Source organism: Thermosynechococcus sp. PKX82 (assembly GCF_031583255.1).
Taxonomy (GTDB): Bacteria; Cyanobacteriota; Cyanobacteriia; order Thermosynechococcales; family Thermosynechococcaceae; genus Thermosynechococcus.
Map to the genome: position 1 here is coordinate 254,321 of NZ_CP134169.1, position 21,447 is coordinate 275,767.

General features: G+C 54.4%; 20 protein-coding genes and 1 tRNA gene. 8 read left to right on the forward strand and 13 right to left on the reverse strand.

The window, feature by feature from the left end:
- Positions 1-38: 38 nt before the first annotated feature.
- Positions 39-1,187, forward strand: a complete 1,149-nt coding sequence (gene carA, locus RHH53_RS01190) for a glutamine-hydrolyzing carbamoyl-phosphate synthase small subunit (protein ID WP_206200704.1) — start codon at positions 39-41, stop codon at positions 1,185-1,187.
- Positions 1,184-2,062, forward strand: coding sequence for a carbohydrate ABC transporter permease (locus tag RHH53_RS01195; RefSeq protein ID WP_206200705.1), 879 nt, complete (start codon positions 1,184-1,186; stop codon positions 2,060-2,062). The genes carA and RHH53_RS01195 overlap by 4 nt, the downstream gene beginning before the upstream one ends.
- On the opposite strand, the gene RHH53_RS01200 is transcribed toward RHH53_RS01195, so the two are convergent.
- From RHH53_RS01200 to RHH53_RS01235, 8 genes are all read right to left on the reverse strand, one after another.
- Positions 2,055-4,082, reverse strand: coding sequence for an IMS domain-containing protein (locus tag RHH53_RS01200; protein ID WP_310437900.1), 2,028 nt, complete (start codon positions 4,080-4,082; stop codon positions 2,055-2,057). The two genes, RHH53_RS01195 and RHH53_RS01200, sit on opposite strands and share 8 nt — an antisense overlap.
- Before the next feature lie 224 nt (positions 4,083-4,306).
- Entirely contained in the window at positions 4,307-4,765 is a 459-nt protein-coding gene (locus RHH53_RS01205; RefSeq protein ID WP_302677050.1) for a hypothetical protein, read from the reverse strand.
- A gap of 25 nt (positions 4,766-4,790) precedes the next feature.
- Positions 4,791-5,321, reverse strand: coding sequence for a hypothetical protein (locus RHH53_RS01210; RefSeq protein ID WP_302677051.1), 531 nt, complete (start codon positions 5,319-5,321; stop codon positions 4,791-4,793).
- A 42-nt stretch (positions 5,322-5,363) separates the two neighbouring features.
- Positions 5,364-5,957: a 2OG-Fe(II) oxygenase gene (locus RHH53_RS01215; protein ID WP_310743983.1), complete on the reverse strand. Its 594-nt coding sequence runs from the start codon at positions 5,955-5,957 to the stop codon at positions 5,364-5,366.
- Between the two features lie 33 nt (positions 5,958-5,990).
- Entirely contained in the window at positions 5,991-7,220 is a 1,230-nt protein-coding gene (gene lptC, locus RHH53_RS01220) for an LPS export ABC transporter periplasmic protein LptC (RefSeq protein WP_302678631.1), read from the reverse strand.
- On the reverse strand, positions 7,207-7,902 hold the full coding sequence (locus tag RHH53_RS01225; protein WP_149821272.1) for an NYN domain-containing protein: 696 nt from the start codon (positions 7,900-7,902) through the stop codon (positions 7,207-7,209). The genes lptC and RHH53_RS01225 overlap by 14 nt, the downstream gene beginning before the upstream one ends.
- 65 nt (positions 7,903-7,967) lie before the next feature.
- Entirely contained in the window at positions 7,968-9,557 is a 1,590-nt protein-coding gene (gene metG / locus RHH53_RS01230; RefSeq protein ID WP_206200712.1) for a methionine--tRNA ligase, read from the reverse strand.
- Between the two features lie 13 nt (positions 9,558-9,570).
- Positions 9,571-11,631 carry a hypothetical protein gene (locus tag RHH53_RS01235; protein WP_310743984.1) on the reverse strand — a complete coding sequence of 687 codons (2,061 nt, stop codon included), beginning with the start codon at positions 11,629-11,631 and terminating at the stop codon, positions 9,571-9,573.
- Between the two features lie 66 nt (positions 11,632-11,697).
- On the opposite strand from RHH53_RS01235, the gene pxcA reads away from it, so the two are divergent.
- Complete coding sequence (gene pxcA, locus RHH53_RS01240; RefSeq protein ID WP_310743985.1) at positions 11,698-13,083, forward strand: proton extrusion protein PcxA; 1,386 nt, start codon at positions 11,698-11,700, stop codon at positions 13,081-13,083.
- Here pxcA and RHH53_RS01245 read toward each other — a convergent pair whose 3' ends face one another.
- Positions 13,084-13,500, reverse strand: coding sequence for a heavy metal-responsive transcriptional regulator (locus RHH53_RS01245; protein WP_302678636.1), 417 nt, complete (start codon positions 13,498-13,500; stop codon positions 13,084-13,086). It lies immediately after the preceding gene.
- A gap of 123 nt (positions 13,501-13,623) precedes the next feature.
- On the opposite strand from RHH53_RS01245, the gene RHH53_RS01250 reads away from it, so the two are divergent.
- Positions 13,624-13,704, forward strand: a tRNA-Leu gene (locus RHH53_RS01250).
- Positions 13,705-13,708: 4 nt separating this feature from the next.
- Here the strand turns inward: RHH53_RS01250 and cax are convergent.
- Positions 13,709-14,779 (reverse strand): calcium/proton exchanger, encoded by a 1,071-nt coding sequence (cax, locus tag RHH53_RS01255; RefSeq protein ID WP_302678637.1) that lies wholly within the window; start codon positions 14,777-14,779, stop codon positions 13,709-13,711.
- Between the two features lie 12 nt (positions 14,780-14,791).
- On the opposite strand from cax, the gene folB reads away from it, so the two are divergent.
- The 4 genes from folB to RHH53_RS01275 are packed head-to-tail and all read left to right on the forward strand — an operon-like array spanning position 14,792 to position 18,856.
- Complete coding sequence (folB, locus tag RHH53_RS01260) at positions 14,792-15,175, forward strand: dihydroneopterin aldolase (RefSeq protein WP_255521478.1); 384 nt, start codon at positions 14,792-14,794, stop codon at positions 15,173-15,175.
- Positions 15,159-17,195 carry a thioredoxin domain-containing protein gene (locus tag RHH53_RS01265; RefSeq protein ID WP_310743986.1) on the forward strand — a complete coding sequence of 679 codons (2,037 nt, stop codon included), beginning with the start codon at positions 15,159-15,161 and terminating at the stop codon, positions 17,193-17,195. The genes folB and RHH53_RS01265 overlap by 17 nt, the downstream gene beginning before the upstream one ends.
- The gene (gcvT, locus tag RHH53_RS01270) at positions 17,188-18,264 is read left to right on the forward strand and encodes a glycine cleavage system aminomethyltransferase GcvT (RefSeq protein ID WP_310743987.1); all 1,077 of its coding nucleotides are present in this window, start codon (positions 17,188-17,190) and stop codon (positions 18,262-18,264) included. Before RHH53_RS01265 ends, gcvT begins: the two co-directional genes overlap by 8 nt.
- 49 nt (positions 18,265-18,313) lie before the next feature.
- On the forward strand, positions 18,314-18,856 hold the full coding sequence (locus RHH53_RS01275) for a hypothetical protein (RefSeq protein WP_206200717.1): 543 nt from the start codon (positions 18,314-18,316) through the stop codon (positions 18,854-18,856).
- Here RHH53_RS01275 and RHH53_RS01280 read toward each other — a convergent pair.
- The 3 genes from RHH53_RS01280 to hemE are packed head-to-tail and all read right to left on the reverse strand — an operon-like array spanning position 18,853 to position 21,322.
- A complete protein-coding gene (locus RHH53_RS01280) occupies positions 18,853-19,320 on the reverse strand; it encodes an EVE domain-containing protein (RefSeq protein WP_302677061.1) in 468 nt (155 codons plus the stop codon). The genes RHH53_RS01275 and RHH53_RS01280 overlap by 4 nt on opposite strands.
- Positions 19,321-19,343: 23 nt before the next feature.
- A complete protein-coding gene (locus tag RHH53_RS01285) occupies positions 19,344-20,291 on the reverse strand; it encodes an NAD(P)-dependent oxidoreductase (RefSeq protein ID WP_302678640.1) in 948 nt (315 codons plus the stop codon).
- Complete coding sequence (hemE, locus tag RHH53_RS01290) at positions 20,291-21,322, reverse strand: uroporphyrinogen decarboxylase (RefSeq protein WP_206200720.1); 1,032 nt, start codon at positions 21,320-21,322, stop codon at positions 20,291-20,293. Before hemE ends, RHH53_RS01285 begins: the two co-directional genes overlap by 1 nt.
- Positions 21,323-21,447: the final 125 nt, after the last annotated feature.

A 21,447-nucleotide genomic window follows, 5' to 3' on the forward strand; every position in this document is an offset into this window, starting at 1 on the left:
CAATAAACTATTGGGCTTTCCCAGTTGGAGATATTGAAATGCCGACACCCGCCTTGCTGGTTCTTGCCGATGGTTCAGTCTTTCGCGGTTTTTCCTTTGGGGCACCGGGAACAGCCATTGGCGAAGTGGTCTTTAATACCGGCATGACGGGTTATCAAGAGGTACTCACTGACCCAAGCTATTGTGGTCAAATCGTGACATTCACCTACCCTGAGTTGGGCAATACTGGAACCACGCCCGAAGACGATGAATCCGATCGCCCCCAAGTGCGCGGTGCGGTTGCTCGCCATATCTGTGACATTCCCAGTAACTGGCGATCGCAACAATCCTTACCTGATTACCTCAAAGCCCATCGCATTCCCGCCATTTACGGGATTGACACCCGCGCCCTCACCCGCAAAATTCGTACTGTCGGTGCCATGAATGGCGGCATCTCCACGGAAATCCTTGATCCCGTTGAACTGCTGCAAAAAGTCCTTGCCGCTCCCAGTATGCAGGGACAAAATCTAGCCAAGGTGGTGACCACCCGCACCCCCTATGAGTGGACAGAACCGACGCCCCCGGCTTGGGAATTTCGTCCCCAAACAGCCACCGAAGAGCCACCCTTGACGGTTGTGGCCATTGACTTTGGCGTGAAGCGCAACATTCTCCGTCGCTTGGCTAGTTATGGTTGCCGTGTGATTGTTGTGCCGGCGGATACCCCAGCGGAAACGATTCTCAGCTATGACCCCGATGGCATTTTCCTCTCCAATGGCCCCGGCGACCCTGCGGCGGTTCAGGAAGGCATTGAAACCGCACGCAAATTACTGGCGGCTCAGCGTCCCATGTTTGGCATTTGTCTGGGGCATCAGTTGTTGGGACTTTCTTTGGGGGCGGAAACCTTCAAACTGAAATTTGGTCACCGCGGGTTGAACCAGCCCGCTGGCCTGACCCGGCAAGTGGAAATTACCAGCCAAAACCACGGCTTTGCCATTACTGAAGAATCCCTTGCCCAAACCCCCGTTGAGATTACCCACTTTAACCTCAATGACAAAACCGTTGCCGGTCTGAAGCACCAAACATTGCCGATTTTCTCAGTGCAGTACCACCCTGAGGCCAGCCCCGGCCCCCACGATGCTGATTATCTCTTTGGCGACTTTGTGGCGCAAATGCGTGCCTATCGTCAACAACACCCCCGCAGCCAATGAAAGGGCGATCGCTCACCCCCTATCTCTTTCTTGCCCCTGCCTTGGGGTTACTCACACTGACGGTCTTTTGGCCAGCCCTACAGGCCTTTTTCCTTAGTTTCACCCGCTATGAGATGGATCTCCTGAGTCCGCCTGTGTGGGTGGGATGGGCCAACTTTGCGCAATTGTGGCGTGATGGTGTTTTCTGGAAAACCTTGGCCAATACTTTCCTCTATTTAGTGGTCGTGGTGCCGATTCTGGCGATCGCCCCCCTGCTGTTGGCGATTCTGGTCAATCAACCCCTGCGGGGCATCCACTGGTTTCGTGCTGCCTACTACAGCCCCGTGATTATCTCAATGGTGGTGGCGGGGATTGCTTGGCGCTGGCTCTATGCCCCCAATGGCCTCTTCAATCAACTGGTACAGGGTCTGCATCTGCGGGACACCCCGATTCCTTGGCTGACAAGTCCCCAACTCGCCCTCTTTAGTGTCATGGCCGTCACGATTTGGAAAGGCTTGGGCTACTACATGGTGATCTATCTGGCGGGACTTCAGGGGATTAGTGGTGAACTCTACGAAGCGGCAGCACTCGATGGCAGTGACGGCTGGCGACAGCATTGGGATATTACCCTACCGCTGATGCGTCCCTATATTCTTTTGGTGAGCATTATCTCAGCAATTTCTGCCACGAAGGTCTTTGAAGAGGTCTATGTCATGACCCAAGGGGGGCCCCTCAATAGCTCCAAGACCATTGTTTATTATATCTACGAGAATGCCTTTCAGCGCTTAGAGATAAACTACGCCTGTACGATGGGACTGGTCTTATTCCTATTTATCCTGTCGTTGTCTCTCTTGAATCTCAAGTTTGGCCGACAGGTGGAAATGCCCCTTAGCTAACCACCTGCATGCGTTGAATCAACCATTGATTGCCGCGACGGGTAAAGGTGTAAATGACGCGGTAGGGATCGCTATAGGAAATATCATTGCGTAGGGTTCCCTGTTCATAAAAACGGGCATCCTCATTGACTTCCACCAATACATCCACGCGATCGCTGCCTCGGGGACGGACTTCCTTCACTTCTAGGTTCCGCAGGGTATAGACCCAATGGCTACCCTCGGATTTTAAGCTCTGTGCCCGCGATCGCCAGCGGCTGAGTTCTGGCTCCGCCAAAATCGTTGCTAGTTTGTCCATCTCAAATGCCGTGCCAAGGGCTTGGGCTTTAATTTGCTGCCACGTGCGGAGGCGATCGCGTGCCATCTCCGGCGTTAAGGTGGTGGCTAAGGTCGTTGGTTGTGGCGTTGGGGTTGGCGTTGCCACAGGAGTTGGCGTCGGGGTCACTGGCGGTGGTGGTGGTGGGGCTTCAGCCGTTTTGGCTGGCCAATAGACTTTTGCCAAGGCGCCTAACCCAACAAGAACAACCCCTGCACCCATCCAAAACCAAGTCTGACGTTTTTTGTGGTGACTGGTTGGAGGGCGGCGCCGTTTGCGAGTGGATGCTGGGGGCGTGTCGGTCTCCGTTGCGGTTGAAGAGCGGGTAGCAGCCGCTGCCGAAAAGCCTTGACCCAGCCCAGTATGATACTCCAAGGGCAACGTTTCCGCTGTGAAGGAGACGGGCGGCGGCACGGCCACCGTTGGTCTAATGACTTCGGGGAGGGCAGAGGCAGTGGTGCTGGGCGGTTCAGGGGCAAAGGAGTCGTCACTGAGAGCCTCTAAGTAGGTTTGGATATCGGGATCCGCAAAGTAGGCATCCAAGGCCACCGGCGTTTCCCCCAAATCCCGAAAAGCAGGATAAATTTCTTCCCGTAGCCATTGCTCTGTGTAGTAGTACAGGCCCGGCAGCAGATCGCTGGAGTCATGGGAATGACGGCGGATAAAGGCGAGACTCTGCTGATCTTGAGATTTATCGAGAGCGGCCAAGGCCTCAGCAGGTTGTCCCAACAGCAGTAAACAACTGGCCAGTTCGAGGTAGATGTCTTGATTGGGGGAGAGTCGCTCTAGTAAATTCTTGGCACGGCGAATATAGCTCGGCTGAAGTTCCTGTACGCCCCGTGCCACCAGCGCATGCACTGCCAGATAGGTCGCTACTGCTGAGGGACGGCGGGATTCTCGTTCAAAGAGTTCCTGTTGCTCTGCTACGGTGAGATGGCTGCGCAGTTGCAAAATAAATTTGAGAAAATCCTCAACCCCTAGGCCAGAGTGATCATCATGACGACCTTCAATGCCCCCGCGATCGCTGAGCATCTCCCGCAGCAATAAAATACCCCGCTGCCGATTCACACTATCGGATAGAGGCAGTGCCAGTAACTCCAGAATGCGGTAGGGACGCAGCCGATGCAGTTCCGTCTGCAACTGCTCCTGGAGGTCGGGAAACAGGTTCGCCCGCTGAAGTACCTCTAGACCGGCTTCGAGGCGAGAGGCGGCTGCTTGGTAGGACTGCCGCTGCCATTCCTCGCGTCCCAATTCCAAATAGGCCAAAGCCACAGTCAGCGTAATGTCAGCAACGGCGGCAGAGGAAGTATAGGGGCGGTTGAGATCAAAAGCATCCTCCTTTAGGAATTGTTCTCCCAGTTTGACCACTTGGGAGTAGTTCCCCAGTTCATAGAGCAGGAGGAGCGCCCCCGAAAATTGCTGATCACTAATTTCAAGGTGGGGAGCGGTGGCATCGGGATCCAACTGGGCAATCAAATCATTGGGGTCAACGGCACAGCAGTGGCGATCGTAGGCATGGCGCTGCTCAGGTTCTCGCAAAACCGCATAGGCTTGCTCAATGAGTTCACGACGGGTGGCAACGGTGGTGGGGGAGTGTTGATGGGTGGGCAGTTGCAACAGCCGATCCTGAAACGCTTGCTCGATTTGCTCCGGCGTTGCCTGAATTGGCACACCCAGCACTTGGTAATAGTCGAGGGGAATGCGCACCTGAACCCAAACCTCTAGAGATAAACCAGTCCATCAACCGCAACACGTGCCTTGATTTAGGAAGAACAGGGAACCCCTCCAAAAATGGCTAAGGGTTTAGAAATGACACCAGAACCCTTTGGGAATAACCCTACAGAGGATTCCCAGAAAAAAGGGAGCATCAAACATTCTAGGATATCACAATTTTTGCCCCTCAGTGCGAGTTTGCGCAGAGATTGGCTGGCTTAGCCGCGCACTTTTGCTGTAAAGCCAGAGGCCTTAAATTGCTCCAACTGCAAAGGTGTTGGTTGGTCGTAGGGCACGCTAATGCGAATTTCAAAATCGCTAATGCCGGGTGGAATCACATCAATTGCCCCAACCCGTGTGCGGTTTTGCAACACTGGATTGCCATTGGCATCGTAGATGCGGCCAAAGACATCGGCATCCACCACTGTTTTGCCGGATTTATTCTCTGCTTTGCCAGTAATCAGGTAGCAGTTGGCCTTGAGGGTCGTGCCCCCGGGTGTGACTGAACCTTCACCAATTTCTGGCGGGCATTCGTGGTAACTGAGGTCAAAGAGCCGCACTTGAATAGCGGCGATCGCCGGCAGCGGGGCGATACTTGACCAGCACAGGACACTCAGGAGCAAACACACCACTCCTCGACGCAGATATGCCACAAACCGATTCGCACTCATGGTCATCGCTCAGCACTTCAACACGCCCCTATTATCCCACAGTGGTCAAAATCCACAGATCAACCGCTCCCAATAGCAGCGTAAAGACGGCCAAAATACCGTACATCCAAGGCTGAGCAAGGGGCTTAATCACCTCTGTGGGCAATCCCGTATGAGCTTCAATGGCACGCATCATTTGGGCAAACCCCGCCACTCGCATCGGCAGAAGATACCCCTGACCTGTGGCAGTGACTAGATAATAGACCAAGCCCCCTTGGCTGGTACTGCGGGGCTGAAGCCCTTGAATCTCTGACCAAGCCAGTTGCCACTGCCGCCGCAGGAAGGGGGGCACCCAACCGGGATAGGTGAGGCAAATCCCTTGCGCGTCCAGTTCTACCCGCTGACTCAGTGCCCCCCAGAGCAAAATGCCCCCACAGGCGATCGCCCCCCAAAGCAGCAGGGGTGAAACAGGCGCCGCCGTCTGTGCCGCCAAAAAGGGGAGAGGAAGTGTGAGTGCGCCATAGAGGGCAATGAGCGTTCCAGAAATCAGGGGCGAGGTTTTGAAGCGCAGAGGTTCAGTCATGGTTGTTGCTGAGTTATTGCCTCAAGGGTTCATGATCATCCATCAATAGAATAGCCAAGTGGCAAAGGCATATTTAGTCCCCTGCACCACGGGCAAAGCCGCATGGGGATGGGTGTAGTAGGCAGGGAAAACAACAACATCCCCCGTCCGTGGGGTGACCTTCACCCCTTGGCGATCGAAATAGGTTTCTCCCCCCTGAAAGTCCTCGTTGAGATAGCCCACTAAACTCACATCCCGTGTTGGGATACCTTGCGCCAGTTCCATTTGCCGACTGGCCAGCAGCAGGTTGTCCACATGGCGGCGATAGCCCTCGCCCACGCGATAGCGCAGGATCGAGAAGTTCTCAATTTCAGGAAAGCGAATGCCATAGTGCTGGTAGAGAACAATCTGAATCGTTTGTGTGGCTTGAAGCAGAATCTGCCGCATTGTCGCCTGTTGGGGATCTTGGGGATCAAAGCGGAGCAAACTGCCGCCGCGCACTGAGCGATCGACCGTCCCCATGAGAATTTGTGCATCCTCAAACCCCACCTTCTCAGCCGTAGCAATCACCTGCTGACACTGGTGAGCCGGAATCAAACGCTGAAAAAGGAGAATCTCACCCCCCAAGTCAAGAATTTGCAATGGTGCAGCACTCATAGGGCAAAGATTGTTGCTATCTCTACCATCGGTTTAGGGGAGGCGTAGTTGCAGCGGTACTTCACTTTGGACATTGCCACTGACAATCACCTCTTGGCGATCGAGCCACCCCTTTGCCCGCTGTCCCTGAATTTGAATGCGGGGATTGCGCTGGCGGTAAAAGACGCCCCCTTGGGCTTCCACTTCCTGTTGAGGAATCCGCCAAATCAGTTGAGCCGTGCGCAGGTGGGCATTGGGGCGCTGAATTTCCACTTGACCGCTGGCTTCCACCCGCTCTTGGGGAATCCACCAATTGAGGCGTTGGGCACGCAGTTGTGCCTGTTGAGGTTGGCTATTGATCTGGGCATTGTCAAAGATGGCGCGGTTTTCAGCCATCAGGAAGACACCACGATTGGCCTGCCCTTGAATGCCTTGAGTGGAGGACTGCACCCGCACCGGGCGATCGCTCACCAATTGCTGCTGCGGAATCAACCAGCGTACCGTTTCTCCTTCAACCCGTAGGGCAGGGTTGGGAAGCTGCACTTGAACACCCCCCTCAAGGGTAACTACCTGATCGCTAATCGACCAGATGGCCCTTTGGGCTTGCAGCCGCTGCCCTTGGCGATCGCCCGCCACACCGCGGACGGTGACCCCCCCTTGACCAATCACCCCTGCCAACAGTCGATTGGGTTGCTGCTGCCACACTAGACTCTCCGTACTGAGTCGCAAATCCTTGGCCTCCTTGGCTGACGAGGTCACCTGAACGGCATTGAGGGCACGCAGTTCTTGGCGTTGGCTATCGGCTTCGAGGCGCTTAGCAGTAACAGTGACTTGGGGATAGCGGGCTTGCAAGTTTTTCTGGGCAATGAGAACGCCGCGATCGCCCTGCCAGACCAATTGATCGGCCACAATCGTCCCCTTTTGCTGGAGATCAGTGACGGTGGTGCGGCCTTCAATCCAGAGTTGTCCATCCCGCTGCCGCACATTGACTGCCTTAGCTTGCACCTTGTAAGCAGTTTTGCCCTCTGCCTTTAATTCCCCCGTCAGGTTTTGAATCTCCAATTGCTGGCGATCGTCATCGCGATAGCGCGCTCCCGCCGCTTGTAATAACCAGAGAAGTTCACCTTTGGCATTGGTTTGCCGTAGGGTCAGATTTTGCAGCTTGACATCCCCCGTGATTTCTGGTTCTGGTGAGGGTTCCTCGCCCACCCATTGATCCACCCAGCCGCAGCCTGTCAAGGCCAGTACAAGGCAAAGGGGGAGGAGGGGTCTAGGCAGAGGCATTGTTGTCTAGGTTCTCTAGGGTCTCGGGTGACTTATTGGGCGCAGCTTCATCTTTCCCTTCGGCGGTATCTTGCTCCCAATGGGGAGTCACAATGGGGGGCGGCGTCAGGCTACCCGTGACGGGGCGATAGGTATAGGTTGGGCGGGGTGCTTTTTGGATTTCTTCGCGGATGCTTTCGAGATCAATGTAGCGATCGGCAACGTTAATCAGGCTATCGCTCGTCATCGATCGCAAGCTCACCACCTCGACCCGTGCCCCCCGATAACTCACAGCATCCACCGCATAGGCCAAATCCCCATCGCCGCTAACCAAGATGGCCGTATCATAGCAGCCCACCAGTGCCATCATATCGACGGCAATTTCCACATCAAGGTTGGCCTTTTTCGAGCCATCCGGCAGCTGCACCAGTTCCTTGGAGACGACACGGTAGCCATTGCGGCGCATCCACAGCAAAAACCCCTGCTGTTTTTCATTGGTGGGGTCAACCCCTGTATAGAAGAAGGAGCGAAAGAGACGGGAACCTTGGGTCAAGTAGCAGAGGAGTTTTGAATAGTCAATTTCAATGCCCAGTTGCAGTGCTGCATAGAAGAGGTTGGAGCCATCAATAAAAATGGCAACGCGCCCGCGATTTTGTAACACCTGTTCTGGCGTGTAAATAGCTGAAGACGAAGATGTAACCATGTAGAAATCATCTCAAAAAAAGTGTGTTATCGAAATATGAAGTCATACCTCTAGCGTATCGCGCGTCAAGGGGAATCGGCGACAGTTGCAGGCAGCGACAGTTTTTGGAAAATCGGCTCTGGATTGGCCAGAGGTTGTGACGCAGGTAAAACACCCCACTGGGCTTGGCGATCGCCCAAAAGGTCGGGGTCAACTGATCCGTTAAATTTAATACTATAGCCCAACTGCCCATAGATAGCCTCACTCAGTTGGGGGATAATCGGGGCAAGGACATAGGCCACAAGGCGCACTGACTCCAATACACAGTAGAGAATCTCCGCCACCGCTTGCGTTTCCCCAGCCTTATAGCGTTGCCACGGTGCCTCTTCATCAAGGAACTTATTCCCCGCCCGTGCCAGCGTCAGTGCCTGTTGACACACCTCATGGAAGGCCAGTTGCCGATACCCTTGGCCATAGGTTTGGCAGAGGTGCTCCGCCAGTTGCCGCAGGGGATGCTCGCGCGGAATCGCTGACCCTTGGACATTGGGTACTTTCCCATCGGTATATTTCCAAGCCATTTTCAGCGTGCGATTGAGCAAATTGCCCAGATCATTGGCCAGATCCGCATTGAGGATATTGACAAAGCGGGTCTCGCTAAAGTCACCATCGCGGCCAAACTCCACCTCTTTCATGAAGTAGTAACGCACGGCATCGGCACCGTATTGCGCCACCAAGGCAAAGGGATCAAGGGTATTCCCCAGACTTTTGCCCATTTTTTGACCATCCTTGGTGAGAAAGCCATGGACAAAGATCTGCTCTGGCAGTGGCAAACCCGCCGACATTAACATTGCCGGCCAAGAAATGGCATGGAAGCGAAGAATATCCTTGCCAATAATGTGCAGATCAATCGGCCACCAAGTTTTGAGGGCATTGGCTAAGGTTGGCTCATCTTCTGGTTCCAAGAGGGCAGTGACATAGCCCAAGAGGGCATCAAACCAGACATAGAGGGTCTGATCTGGATCCGTGGGCACGGGAAACCCCCATGCCAGATTCACCCGCGAAATGGAAAAGTCCTGCAGCCCCCGCTCAATAAAACTCAGCACCTCATTGCGACGGCTAGGGGGCTGGACAAAGTCAGGATGTTCAGCGTAGTAGTCCAAGAGCGCCGGCTGATACTTCGAGAGGCGGAAAAAATAGTTGCGCTCATCTCGCCATTCCACCGTCCGATTCACGTGGATCGGGCAGCGCCGACCCTCAAGCAGTTCGCGTTCCTCCTTGAATTCTTCGCACTCGACACAGTACCAACCCTGCTGCTGACCGAGGTAAATGTCGCCGTTGTCCCATACCCGCTGAAAAAACTCGTTGACAATGGCGTGGTGGCGAGGACTGGTGGTGCGGCTAAAGCGATCGTAGTGGATATTCAATTGTTGCCACAGGGCTTGAAAACCAGCGGCAATCTCATCGCAGTGGGCTTGGGGACTGAGACCCCGCTGTTGGGCGGTGCGCTCAATTTTTTGGCCATGCTCATCGGTACCGGTAATGAACCGCACCTGATAGCCCTGCAAACGATAGAAGCGAGCAAGCACATCGGCAGCAATGGTTGTGTAGGCACTGCCAATGTGGGGAAGGGCATTGACGTAGTACAGGGGGGTAGTGAGTGAAAAGTGCGGTGACAAGCAGTGTTTCTCCCTAGGAGGACGAGCAAATCGCGTTATTTATCATAGTGCCATCGGTAACAGCTTGGAGGCGATCGCCCACCGCCAGATCCACCCAAGGACTCAGGGGGCCTTCTTGCTCACTGCCATTGGCAGCCAAGTCACTGTGGCAAAGGAATAGGCGATCGCTCACCCGTGAACATAGATCCACCAGTAAATGCTCCAGACGTTCTGACTCCAATTGCCACACCCGTGCACTGGGACTCGCCGCCCCCTGCCGCAAAAAGATCGGCGCCTGCCAAAGACATTGCAAGCCGCCATCCTGCCAACGCGGACTGCCGACATCTAACCAAAAATGCCAGCGATGAGCCAGTTGGGCACTGCGATATTGAAATGTGGTTGCTAGTAAGACCCCTTGGGGCTGCCGCAGGGGTGGAGCGGGATCAGCGGTTACAATTCCCCGCCGCAGTAGGGCGATCCATTCCCGTAGTCGCTCAGCCGTTGGCGTAGCTCGGTGTTCTGGGAGGTGATCATAAATTTGCCAGTAGGCGGCTGTGCCCTCAAGGAGCGATCGCAGGGGAGCCAATTCACTGGCTGTCAGGTTGTGTGGCCAGAGATAGCGTTGAATCGCCGCCTCTAGGAGATACACAGGCATTTGGCTAGGATCTAGTGTGCTCAGCCAATGACGCAAGTTCTCATAGGCGTCCGTGGCACGATGACCAAAGCGATCCCAATGGCTGTACTGGGTTGTACTCAGCAGTTCGGCTTTCTCCAGACCCGGCTGAAAACAATAGCAAGAGAGCAAGCCTGCCCGCACAGGATCAATCGCTCGCGGCAGCAAAACCGTTAACATCTCCGCAACCGCCGTTGCCTCTGGGATCATTCCCGTTCGCGGATAAACAAACAGCAACAGCGTCAAAAGGGCACGCACAAAGGGGGATTGAATCAGAGGGCGCTGCTCATTCCAGATCACCAAGGGAATGTCGCGTTTTTTTAACTCAGTGCTAAAGACATGGCGGGCAACGCTATCTAAACCGGGGGCAAGGATGGCGATCTCGTTTGGTTGCACCATCCCTTGATGAATGGCGGTGGCGATCGTTGCAACCACTTCCTGCAACAGTTGCATCCGCGAAGTGGTCTGAATAGCCGCGATGTTTTCGGGCAGCGTAGCTTGGGGCGTAGTGAGGCGTTCTTGAATCTCAGTTTGGAGAGGGGTGTTGCCAAAAATCGTTTCGGCAGGGCAGGGTTGCTCAATGACGGTGGCTTGGTTTTTCAGGCTGAGAAACGCATCGGGATCAGCTCCCAGACCGAGACGGACAGCGCCAATGGGTTGGTGAGTCAGGACAATCTTGATCCCCTGTTGGTTGAAGCGGGCGATCAAATCCGCCATCACCGCTGGATAGTTGTGGGTGTTGTCAGCCAAAAGACACTGAAACCGTTGCCCCAAGGAGGCTTGGTATCGAGGATGGTCAAGGAGAACTCGGCCAAATAAATCCGTGGTAATGCCGTAGGTGAGAAGGCTGTGGGCAGTACACCAACTTTGCCACTGTTTCAGGGCAGTGACGATCGCCCCCACGGTTTCTGAAGGCATCTCAAGCTGATGATCCCAAATGAGTTGGGGTAGATCATCGAGGCTGAGGCGGGCAAAGGCAGCCAATTGAAAAATATCAAGCAGATGGCGAGTGGCGCGATCGCGATTTTCACTGAGGACAGCAAACGTCTGGTTGGCAAGCCAAGGCTGCCACAACCGCTGTGCCCACACCAACTCCGTTTCTGGTTTCAGACGCAAAGGGGGATGCGGATCGACGGCCTTCGTCTGCACCAGAAGCGGCCAAAAAAGTTCCACCTCATCCTGCATGAAGCCCACTGGCGTGGTGATGTAAGGTCTGTAGCCACTGCCCAACTGTGACTCAATTTCCCGTTGGATGGCTTGGCGGCCTTCTACGCTATCCGTCAAAAAGAGGAGCGATCGCTCACGGGGAATCACGGACTTGTCCTGCCCGACCCACTGGGCAAATTCCCTTACCAGTGCACAGGTCTTGCCACTGCGACTACCGCCACTGATCCACTGCAACACCGCCAACAAAGCCCGCAAAGCCAATTTGCTACGATTCTATCTATCCTATCGATTTATTGCTGCTGCGGTAAGAGAACAATAGCAATGTCCAGCAACCCCTTTATTCGCCTCAGAGACTGGATCAAGCGTGCAGAGCAGTGGTATCGCACAACTCCGAACCGCGCCCTACAGGAAGCCTATGAAGCCGCTCTGAAAATTCGCGCCATCGAACTGGAACACTTTGACGGTCAACCGATTAGTCTCCTCAATCTACCCGTGGGAGAAGTCTCTAGCTACTTCGAGACAGAGCTAAAACAACTGCTAAAAACCATTCGTATGCGGATGATGGAGTTTCGCGCCAGCCGTCAAATTTTGCCCCTTGCTCCCCCCCAAAGCCCCCCCACTCCTGTCAACGATAGTGTCAATGGTGCAACGGCAACCTATACGGTGACGGCTACCGTCAGTAGCACGACCGAGGAACCCAGCGTTTATGAAAAGCTGCGGGTGATTGATGCCACCCTCAACCGCTATAAACGGCAGCGTGAAAAGGAACTCAATGCCCTTGCCCGTCCCAGCCTCAGTCGCCAAGATCCCCAACAACGCCAGCAGGCGGCTGCCCTCGACAAAATTGAGGATGATTCCCTTTATCTTTCCGAATATATCAGTGATGATCTCACCGATGATTCCAAGCTGGACAGCAGCAGCTTTATTCCGCGCTCGATTTTGCGCACCGCCGATCGCTTTCGCCGTGAACTCAATTCTGATGAAACCACCGAAGCTGAAGTCGTTCGTGATTTTCGCACCTCAAAGCTGCGCACCCGTCTGGCGGTTCGTTTTATGCTCTTGCTGGTGATTTTGCCCCTGTTGACCCAGCAAATTTCCAAGGCACTCATTGTCAGCCCCCTCGTCAACCACTTTAAGGCGGTGGGGCAAATTGAACGCATCATTAACTCCCAACTGGAGGACAACATTCTCGATGAACTGGCTCGCTTTGAAAATAAAATTCGCTTTGAAAGTCTGGTGAGCAATGTTCCTGTTTCTGCAGAGGAAATTCAAGCCCGCATCCGCGAGAAGGCGATCGAGCTATCCACGGAATACCAAAAGCAACTGATTGAACCCCTGAAAAACATCCTTTCCGATGCCTTGGGGTTTACCGTCTTTCTGGTGCTGGTTTTCACAGGTCAGCGGCAACTGGCCATTGTCAAGGTCTTTTTGGATGAAGTGGTTTATGGCCTCAGTGACAGTGCCAAAGCCTTTATCATTATCCTATTTACGGATGTCTTTGTCGGATACCACTCCCCCCACGGCTGGGAAGTGTTGGTGAACAATACCCTCGAGCACTTTGGCTTTCCGCGCAATGAGGACTTTATCAACATGTTTATTGCCACCTTTCCGGTGATGCTCGATACGGTATTTAAGTATTGGATTTTCCGCTATCTCAACCAGATTTCCCCTTCGGCAGTGGCCACCTACAAGAATATGAACGAGTAGTTAGGAGCACACCACTGGCTGGAGAATGGGACAGATCCTGCCCTCTTGGAGTTGCGCGGGCGATCGCCAGCCGGAGAGGAGGCCTTGCAATTCCTGTTTAAGAATCTGCAACTGCTGAATTTGTGCCTCAATGGCCGCCAATTTTTCCTCTAACTTTTCCTTGATGTGATCACAGGGAATCTCACCGCGATCGTATACCTCAAGCAAGGCTTTGATGTCGCTCAGGGTGAGGCCAAGGGACTGGGCACGTTTGATAAAACTTAGGCGAGCAAAAACATCCTCAGCAAAGAGGCGATAGCCCCCACTGGTTCTGCCAACAGTTCGCAACAGCCCCAATTCCTCGTAATAGCGAATGGTCTTGACGGGCAGGCCACTACTGTGGGCAACGGTACCAATCAAGTAGGCAGCTGCATTCATGGCAGTTCTCCCAAGATCAGCAAGACAGCGATTTTAGAGAAGGGCACTTTAATTTTCTGCCATCGAGAGGCCAGATCACCACTTTCAGAAATTCAGCCATCTGCGCTATAATCATAAAGCTACGCGGATGTGGCGGAATTGGTATACGCGCACGTTTGAGGGGCGTGTGGCTTTGCCTTGCGAGTTCGAGTCTCGCCATCCGCATTGTTTATGGGTGAATAAAGAAGGCGATCGCCAGCACGAGGTAAGTCATTATCAGCAGGACGCCCTCTAGCCAATTGCTGCGCCCATCACTACTAATGGAGTTAGTGATCGCGACAGCAGCCACAACTGCCAGTAGCTCAAAGAGGTTAAAGCTCAGGTTCATCTCCCGTTGTCCCAAGAGCCAGCCCACCAGCACAAGCACCGGCGCCACAAAAAGGATAATCTGCAGGCTAGACCCAATCGCCACCGCCACTGCCCCTTCCATACGATTATTGAGGGCAAACTTGATACAGGTGATGAACTCAACCACACTGCTGAAAATGGGAATGAGAAACACGCCTGTAAACAATTGGGTCAACCCGATTTCACTAATGCTGTCCTGCAAACTATCCACGAGGATGTCGGAAACAAAGACTAGCAAAATCGTACCCACCAGCAGAATGGCAAGGGGCACCTTGAGATTGACAGTGGGGGAGGGTTCCTGACCAGCGATCGTCTCATCCATCAGGTAGAGGTGACGATGGGTTTTCATGGAAAAGAGCAACATCAGACCGTAAAAAATCAGCAGCAAAATCGCCGACGCATAGGAGAAGTGATCAATCAAGTGAAGCGGCACACTGGGTGCCGCCGCCTGAATCGCGGTCGGGGTCATCAGCACAATCACCGATAGGGTGAGGGCAGAGGCATTAATGCGTGCCACAGGTGCTGAGAACTGCTGCTCTGGAAATCGGATGCCCCCAACAACAATGGCCAGACCCAATCCCAAAAGCAAATTGGCAATAATGGCACCGCTGAGACTGGCTTTTACCACCTCTGCCAGACCCTGACGCAGGGCGACAATGGCGATAATCATCTCAGTGACATTGCCAAAGGTGGCATTCAAGAGTCCGCCAAGGGCAGGGCCAATGACTTCGGCGATCGCCTCTGTGGAATTGGCAATCCCAGCCGCAAGGGGCACAATGGCGAGACCACTGAGGATAAAGCTCACCATTGGCGGCATTTTGACGATAAAGTTAAGGAGGGCAAGGGGCACAAAAATCAGTAGGCCCAGCAGAATTTTTTCCTGTGTTGTCATGGATCGATCCCCTTGAGCGAATCATCAACTGACTGTCTCCACCTCTCGGGAATTCGCTACTACGGCTATACGGGCGCCCTACCAGAGGAACAAATTCTCGGCCAGTGGTTTGAGATTGATATTAAGCTCTGGTTGGATATGGCACAAGCGGCGGCCAGCGATCGCCTTGAGGACACCCTTGACTATCGCCCCCTCTTGCAAGCCATCGAGCAGTTAATGCAGCAGCAACGCTTTCACTTAATTGAGACCCTAGCAGCAGCAATTATGAAACTGTGCCTAGCGCCCCCCCAAGTGCAGCGAGCTGCTGTGCGTGTAACCAAACTTGCCCCCCCCGTGCCCAATTTTACGGGTCAAATTAGTGTTGAAATGGTGCGCTGCCATGCCGAATCGCCTTAGCCAGTGCCAAAGTCTCTATTTGCGCAAGCATGCCGAAAACCCCATTGACTGGTGGCCGTGGTGTGATGAAGCCCTTGCCAAAGCAGCGGCAGAGGATCGGGTGATTTTTCTCTCGATTGGTTACTCCAGTTGCCACTGGTGCACTGTCATGGAGGGGGAAGCCTTTTCGGATCTGGAGATTGCCGCCTATCTCAATGCCCATTTCCTGCCGATTAAGGTGGATCGCGAGGAGCGACCCGATCTGGACAGTATTTACATGCAGGCACTGCAACTGATGACGGGTCAAGGAGGCTGGCCGCTCAATGTATTCCTGACGCCGCAGGATCGCCGTCCCTTTTATGGTGGTACCTACTTTCCTGTGCAGCCGCGCTATGGCCGTCCGGGCTTTTTACAGGTGTTGCAGGCGGTGCGCCGCTTCTATGACCAAGAAAAGGACAAGCTCGCTGCCCAACAGGCCACGCTCTGGCAATATCTCGCTCCCCCCCCTGAGATGGGAGAAGCCGTCCCCTTGACTGAAGAACTCCTAAGGGCAGGGATTCGCCAAGTGACGCCGATTTTGCGCGATCGCCCCCAAGGCACCTGCTTCCCCATGATGCCCTATGCCCAAATGCTCCTACAGGGGCTGGCGTTCAGTCCCGATCCCCCAGAACTGTTGCAGCTGTGTCAGTTGCGGGGACACAACCTCTTGCGGGGGGGGATCTATGACCATGTGGGCGGTGGTTGGCATCGCTACACCGTGGATCCCCAATGGACAGTGCCCCACTTTGAAAAAATGCTCTACGACAATGGCCAAATTGTGACCTATCTAGCGCGGCTGTGGCAGCAGGGCGATCGCGCCCCCCAGATTCCCGCTGCAATTGCCCAAACGATTCAATGGCTTGATCGCGAAATGACGGCCCCTGAGGGCTACTTCTATGCAGCACAGGATGCCGATAGCTTTATCAGTGCCAATGATCCTGAACCCGAGGAGGGCGCCTTTTATTGCTGGCAATATGCAGAGCTAGAGCAGACCCTAACCCCAACGGAATTGGCACAACTGCAAGCCCACTTTGACATCTCTCCCAGGGGCAACTTCGAGGGCAAGATTGTGCTCAAGCAAGTGCGCCCGCCGGCGAATCCTGAGGTGCTAGCACCGATTCTGCGTAAACTCTTTGCTCGCCGCTATGGTGCCGATACGCCCATGGATCAACCCTTTCCCGTGGCCACGGATAATGCAACCGCAAAGGGACAGGCTTGGCCGGGACGGATTCCGCCGGTCACTGATACAAAAATGATTTTGGCTTGGAATAGCCTGATGATCACTGGCTTAGCAACGGCAGCCCAAGTCTGGAGAGAGCGCACCTACTGGCAGCGAGCGGCTAAAGCGGCACAATGGCTCCACGAGCATCAATATCAAGAAGGCAAACTCTACCGCCTCAACTATGGCGGCACCGTGGCCGAAGTGGCGCAGGCCGAGGATTGTGCCTACTGGATCCAAGCCCTGCTTGCCCTGCATCAAGCCAGTTTAGCGGTGGGGGAGGCGGCTCAGCCGTGGTTGGAATTGGCCACGCAGTATCAAACCCTCTTTGATCAGGAATTGGCGGCAACAGAGGGGGGCTACTACAATGCACCGGAGCGCGCCGATTTGATTGTGCGCCAGCGGGAAGGTCTCGATAATGCTACACCTTCTGCGAATGGGGTGGCGATCGCCAACTTGGTGCAACTCTTTTTGCTTACAGAGAATCCTGCCTACCTCGAACAGGCAGAAAAGGGATTGCGTTTCTTTAGCCCGTTGATGAAGGAGTCTCCCCAGAGTTGTCCGAGCCTTTTGGCGGCGTTGCAGTGGTATCTGCGTCCTGTCTGTGTGCAAGCGCGGCCTGATCAGGTTACAACCCTCTGGGAGCGCTACTTGCCAACGGCTGTCCTCAAAGTTCGCGATGACCTCGAGCCAGTCGCCCTTGTCTGTGAAGGCTTGCGCTGCCGCGAACCGGCACTGACCCCCACCCAACTACAACAACAACTGGATAATCTCTATGGCTGAAGCGTTGCGTCGTACGCCCCTCTATTCCCTGCATCAAGGGGCACGGTTTACCCCCTTTGGCGAGTGGGAGATGCCCTTGCAGTACAGCAGCATTTTGCAGGAACACCAAGCGGTGCGGCAGCGGGTGGGGATGTTTGATATTTCCCACATGGGCAAGTTTCTGCTGCGCGGTTCTGAGGCGATCGCGTCACTCCAAGAACGGGTACCCACCAATCTCAGTCGTCTCCAGCCCGGCCAAGCGAAATACACCGTTCTCCTGAATGAGGCCGGGGGCATTGTCGATGATGTCATTCTCTACATAGGCGAGGGTCAAGTGCGTTGTATTGTCAATGCAGCCACCACTGCCAAGGACTGGGCATGGTTGCAGACGTATTTACCCGCCAGTATTGAGTTCATTGATGAGTCAGCGACACAGGTACTGATTGCCCTTCAAGGCCCTGCCGCGACAGCGACCTTAGCTCCCCTGTGCGATCGCCCCCTAAATGACCTCAAGGCCTATCGCCATGCTCAAGTGAACCTGTTGGAACAGCCCGCTTGGATTGCGCGTACGGGCTACACCGGCGAAGACGGTTGGGAAATTCTTGTGGCACCAGAATTGGGGCAACAGTTGTGGCAAACCCTGCTGGCGGCGGGTGTGACTCCCTGTGGCTTGGGGGCGCGGGATACCCTGCGCTTGGAGGCGGCCATGCTCCTTTACGGCCAAGACATGGATGAGCAAACCACTCCCCTAGAGGCGGGTCTCGATTGGCTGATTGATTGGCAAAAGCCCGATTTTGTGGGTCGTGCGGCTCTCTTAGCCCAAAAGCAGCAGGGGATTGAGCGGCAATTGGTGGGGTTAGAACTGGTGGGCAAAGGCATCGCTCGCCACGGCTATCCTATCTATGCGGGGGCACAGGCTGTGGGGGAGGTTACCAGTGGCACCCTATCTCCCACCTTGGGGAAGGCGATCGCCCTTGGCTATGTCTTTCCAGAGTTTGCCCACATCGGTCGTGAACTGGCGATACAGGTGCGCGATCGCCAAGTCCCAGCCGTGGTGGTTCCTCGCCCGTTCTATCGCCGTCCTCGGTAGCCGCTGCAATTCCGCTAAAATTTGATTCATCAGTCGTAAAGTGCAACGAATGCTGGAAATTTGCCCTCGCTGTGGTGCTCGTTTAGGAAAGCCCTTGTCCTCTGGCCGCCAAGTGTGTAGTGCCTGCGGTTGGAGTACAGTGGTTATTGAGCGATCGCCGCCACCGCCCCCCACGGGATTGTCTCTCCTTCTCAGTCAAATCAGGCGGCTGATCAAGCGTTTTTTCCAGTATCTAGGAGGACAACTGCAACGCTTGTGGCGATCGCTGACCGCTCGTTCGCAGCAGCAAAAGCCCCGCCGCAATCTCTGGGAAAGCCTCGTCACCAAGCTCAAACACCTCGAGGAAAAAATTCCCACCGGTGATCCCAGTAAGGAGTGGCTGACTCCTGAAGAGGCCTTTCAACTCTTGGGCGGCAACCCAGATAACCCCAACTCCAAGGTGAGTACCCTCGATGGCAAGCGGCGGATTGGCTTATCGGCCTTTCGGCGACTGGTGAATACCGCCGAATATGCGGATTTTGGCTTTCAATACTCTAGCGATCGCCACCTGAAAAATTTACCCTATTTGCGCCGTCTGCCTCGCCAACCCTAGGGCGATCGCAAACCGAGAATAATCTGCCACTCCTGTTCGGTGACCGGTTGTACCGAGAGACGGCAGCCCTTTTGCAACAGCAGCATCCCCTCTAGGCCGGGCGTTTGCCGCAGTTCTGGAAGTGTAATTGGCGGTGAAAAATCGCGGCGATACTGAATATCCACCATGAACCAGCGGGGATTGTCAGGCGTACTTTTGGGGTCAAAGTAGCGACTGTCCGGATCCCAAGCAAAGTGGTCGGGATAGGCGGCCTTGACGACTTCGGCAATGCCCATGATGGCTGGTGGGTTGGCATTACTGTGGTAAAAGAGCACGCGATCGCCCACCTGCATGTGATCGCGGATAAAATTGCGAGCTTGGTAGTTGCGTACCCCTTCCCAACAGGTGGTTTGTTGTGGGGCTGCCTGCAAATCCTGCCAAGAAAAAACGCTTGGCTCCGACTTCAGTAACCAAATCCCTGCCATCAAAGATTCCGCAATGGTTAAGTTTAGAGGTCTGCCGTGCCCAAGCTACAGCGTAGCAAATCCTCAACGGTTGCACAGTAGGGAGTTAGCCCCAAGGTTTGAGGATTAAGCACGGTGTCATAGGTGAAGTTACGATAGTTCAAGCAAAAATAATCCCACGGCGACATCTGCACTCGAAATACCCGCACAAAGAAGTTGATCACTGGCAGCGTCAAGGGGACTTGCAAATAGATGGGCAGCTTTGCCGCAGCGCACAACTGCGCCAACATCTCATTGACAGTAATTGGCGGGTTACCCAGAGCCACCCGACGCGGTACGGGATACTCAGGATGCTGCAACAGGTAGAGAACCACTTGGGCAATATCGCGGGCATGGACAAAGTGAAAACTGGCATCAGCACGGAAAAAGCGAGCCAACCACAGCCACTTGAGCACTTCGCGCATGCCCTCAGTGATGAACGAGGGTCGCTTGCCATCGGCGCCACCACCAAAGACCATCGTGGGAAACAGTTCAATCACGCGATCGCCCACCGGCAACTGCTCAATGGCATGGAGACACTCATACTTAGAGCGAATATAATCCGTTCCCAAGGTGCCTGCTTCCGGCAGCGGTTCCATTTGATGATTGAGGATACTTGCCGTTGAAAAATAAAAGACCCGCTGGCAGCGTTGCGGATCCAGTTGCTTGAGGAGATGGCAGGTTTGCTCGTAGTTGATGGCAAAGACATTGTTCCCTCCCCAAGCGGTTGCCGTTAGGATTGCAAGATCGAGGGTGGGCAGTAGCGGTTCCAAGGGGGTCAAATCCATGAGATCCGCCTGAATCACGTTCACCCCGGCTCTTTGGTGAGGATCAATCTGCAACCGTGCTGGATGCCGCACCAGCAAAAAGAGTTCATGATCCGTCTCTTGGATCAGCGCCTCAGCGATGTACTGGCCAATGCAACCACTGGCACCCGTGATTAAGATGCGCATTAGCCGAGGGACTTCACCAGATCAAAGAGAAAACCCACATTCTCCTCAGGGGTTCCTTGGAGAACGCCATGGCCAAGGTTAAAGATATATTTGCCCTTGCGACCCGCTTCGATAATGGCTAGCGCTCGTTCCTTGAGCACTGGCTGGGGGGCAAAGAGCGTAACGGGGTCTAAATTCCCCTGCAGACCGACACTGGCAGGAAACTGCTGGCGAATCGTGCCGATGTCCACAGTCCAGTCAAGGCTGACAATATCTGCCCCAGTTGCTGCCATGCGATCGACCACTGCGGCACTGCCATTGATATAGAGGATGATTGGCACATCGGGATAGACGGCTTTGACCTGCTGAACCACCTGCTTTTGGTAGGGGAAGGCAAAGGTATCGTAGTCCTGACGGCTGAGTTGACCCGCCCACGAATCAAACAGTTGCACCACTTGGGCACCACAGTCAATTTGATAGCACAGGTAGTCGGCAATGGCAGTGGCCAAATGGTTTAAGAACTTGTGGAGCAACTCTGGCTCACGGTAGGCCATAGTTTTGATTTCAATGTAGTCCTTGGAGCTTTTGCCCTCAATGGCATAGGCGGCAAGTGTCCAAGGGGCACCGGCAAACCCCAGCACCGTGGCGCGATCGCCCACCTCTTGGCGCAGGGTCGAGAGAATTGGACGAATAAAAGGACAGGCCACTTCCGGTTCCAAGGGATGGAGTTGTTGCACCTGCTCAAGGGTACGGATGGGTGGATCAATGATCGGCCCTTTACTCTCGACAATGTCAAAGGGAATACCAATCCCCGGCAAGGGCGTGAGAATATCCGAAAAGAGAATCACACCGTCGGGGGCAAAGGCACGAAAGGGTTGGAGTGAAATTTCAATGGCCAGTTCGGGGATTTCCGATCGCTCACGAAACGAGGGATAGCGATCGCGCAGGTCACGGTAGACCTTCATGTAGCGTCCAGCTTGCCGCATCAACCAAATGGGGGGACGCTCAACGCTTTCACCACGGGCAGCACGTAGGAGTAAAGGGGTGGTCATCCTAAAATGTGTAATTCCAATCGTTTTCAATGGCTCTGGAAGACTCGCTCAGCAAGCCCTATTGAAGTCAGGTGTTGCCTGCGATTCACAGAGTTTAACCCTACAATCATACCCTAGGGGGCGAT

Excerpts from the sequence above, each read along its gene's own strand:
- RHH53_RS01265 (WP_310743986.1), top strand. The coding sequence starts at position 15,159 with ATGCCGAATCGCCTTAGCCAGTGCCAAAGTCTCTATTTGCGCAAGCAT.
- RHH53_RS01275 (WP_206200717.1), top strand. The coding sequence starts at position 18,314 with ATGCTGGAAATTTGCCCTCGCTGTGGTGCTCGTTTAGGAAAGCCCTTG.
- RHH53_RS01225 (WP_149821272.1), bottom strand. The coding sequence starts at position 7,902 with ATGGTTACATCTTCGTCTTCAGCTATTTACACGCCAGAACAGGTGTTA.
- RHH53_RS01210 (WP_302677051.1), bottom strand. The coding sequence starts at position 5,321 with ATGACTGAACCTCTGCGCTTCAAAACCTCGCCCCTGATTTCTGGAACG.
- pxcA (WP_310743985.1), top strand. The coding sequence starts at position 11,698 with ATGTCCAGCAACCCCTTTATTCGCCTCAGAGACTGGATCAAGCGTGCA.
- RHH53_RS01280 (WP_302677061.1), bottom strand. The coding sequence starts at position 19,320 with ATGGCAGGGATTTGGTTACTGAAGTCGGAGCCAAGCGTTTTTTCTTGG.
- gcvT (WP_310743987.1), top strand. The coding sequence starts at position 17,188 with ATGGCTGAAGCGTTGCGTCGTACGCCCCTCTATTCCCTGCATCAAGGG.
- RHH53_RS01245 (WP_302678636.1), bottom strand. The coding sequence starts at position 13,500 with ATGAATGCAGCTGCCTACTTGATTGGTACCGTTGCCCACAGTAGTGGC.
- hemE (WP_206200720.1), bottom strand. The coding sequence starts at position 21,322 with ATGACCACCCCTTTACTCCTACGTGCTGCCCGTGGTGAAAGCGTTGAG.
- carA (WP_206200704.1), top strand. The coding sequence starts at position 39 with ATGCCGACACCCGCCTTGCTGGTTCTTGCCGATGGTTCAGTCTTTCGC.
- lptC (WP_302678631.1), bottom strand. The coding sequence starts at position 7,220 with ATGCCTCTGCCTAGACCCCTCCTCCCCCTTTGCCTTGTACTGGCCTTG.
- RHH53_RS01215 (WP_310743983.1), bottom strand. The coding sequence starts at position 5,957 with ATGAGTGCTGCACCATTGCAAATTCTTGACTTGGGGGGTGAGATTCTC.
- RHH53_RS01205 (WP_302677050.1), bottom strand. The coding sequence starts at position 4,765 with ATGACCATGAGTGCGAATCGGTTTGTGGCATATCTGCGTCGAGGAGTG.
- cax (WP_302678637.1), bottom strand. The coding sequence starts at position 14,779 with ATGACAACACAGGAAAAAATTCTGCTGGGCCTACTGATTTTTGTGCCC.
- RHH53_RS01285 (WP_302678640.1), bottom strand. The coding sequence starts at position 20,291 with ATGCGCATCTTAATCACGGGTGCCAGTGGTTGCATTGGCCAGTACATC.
- RHH53_RS01195 (WP_206200705.1), top strand. The coding sequence starts at position 1,184 with ATGAAAGGGCGATCGCTCACCCCCTATCTCTTTCTTGCCCCTGCCTTG.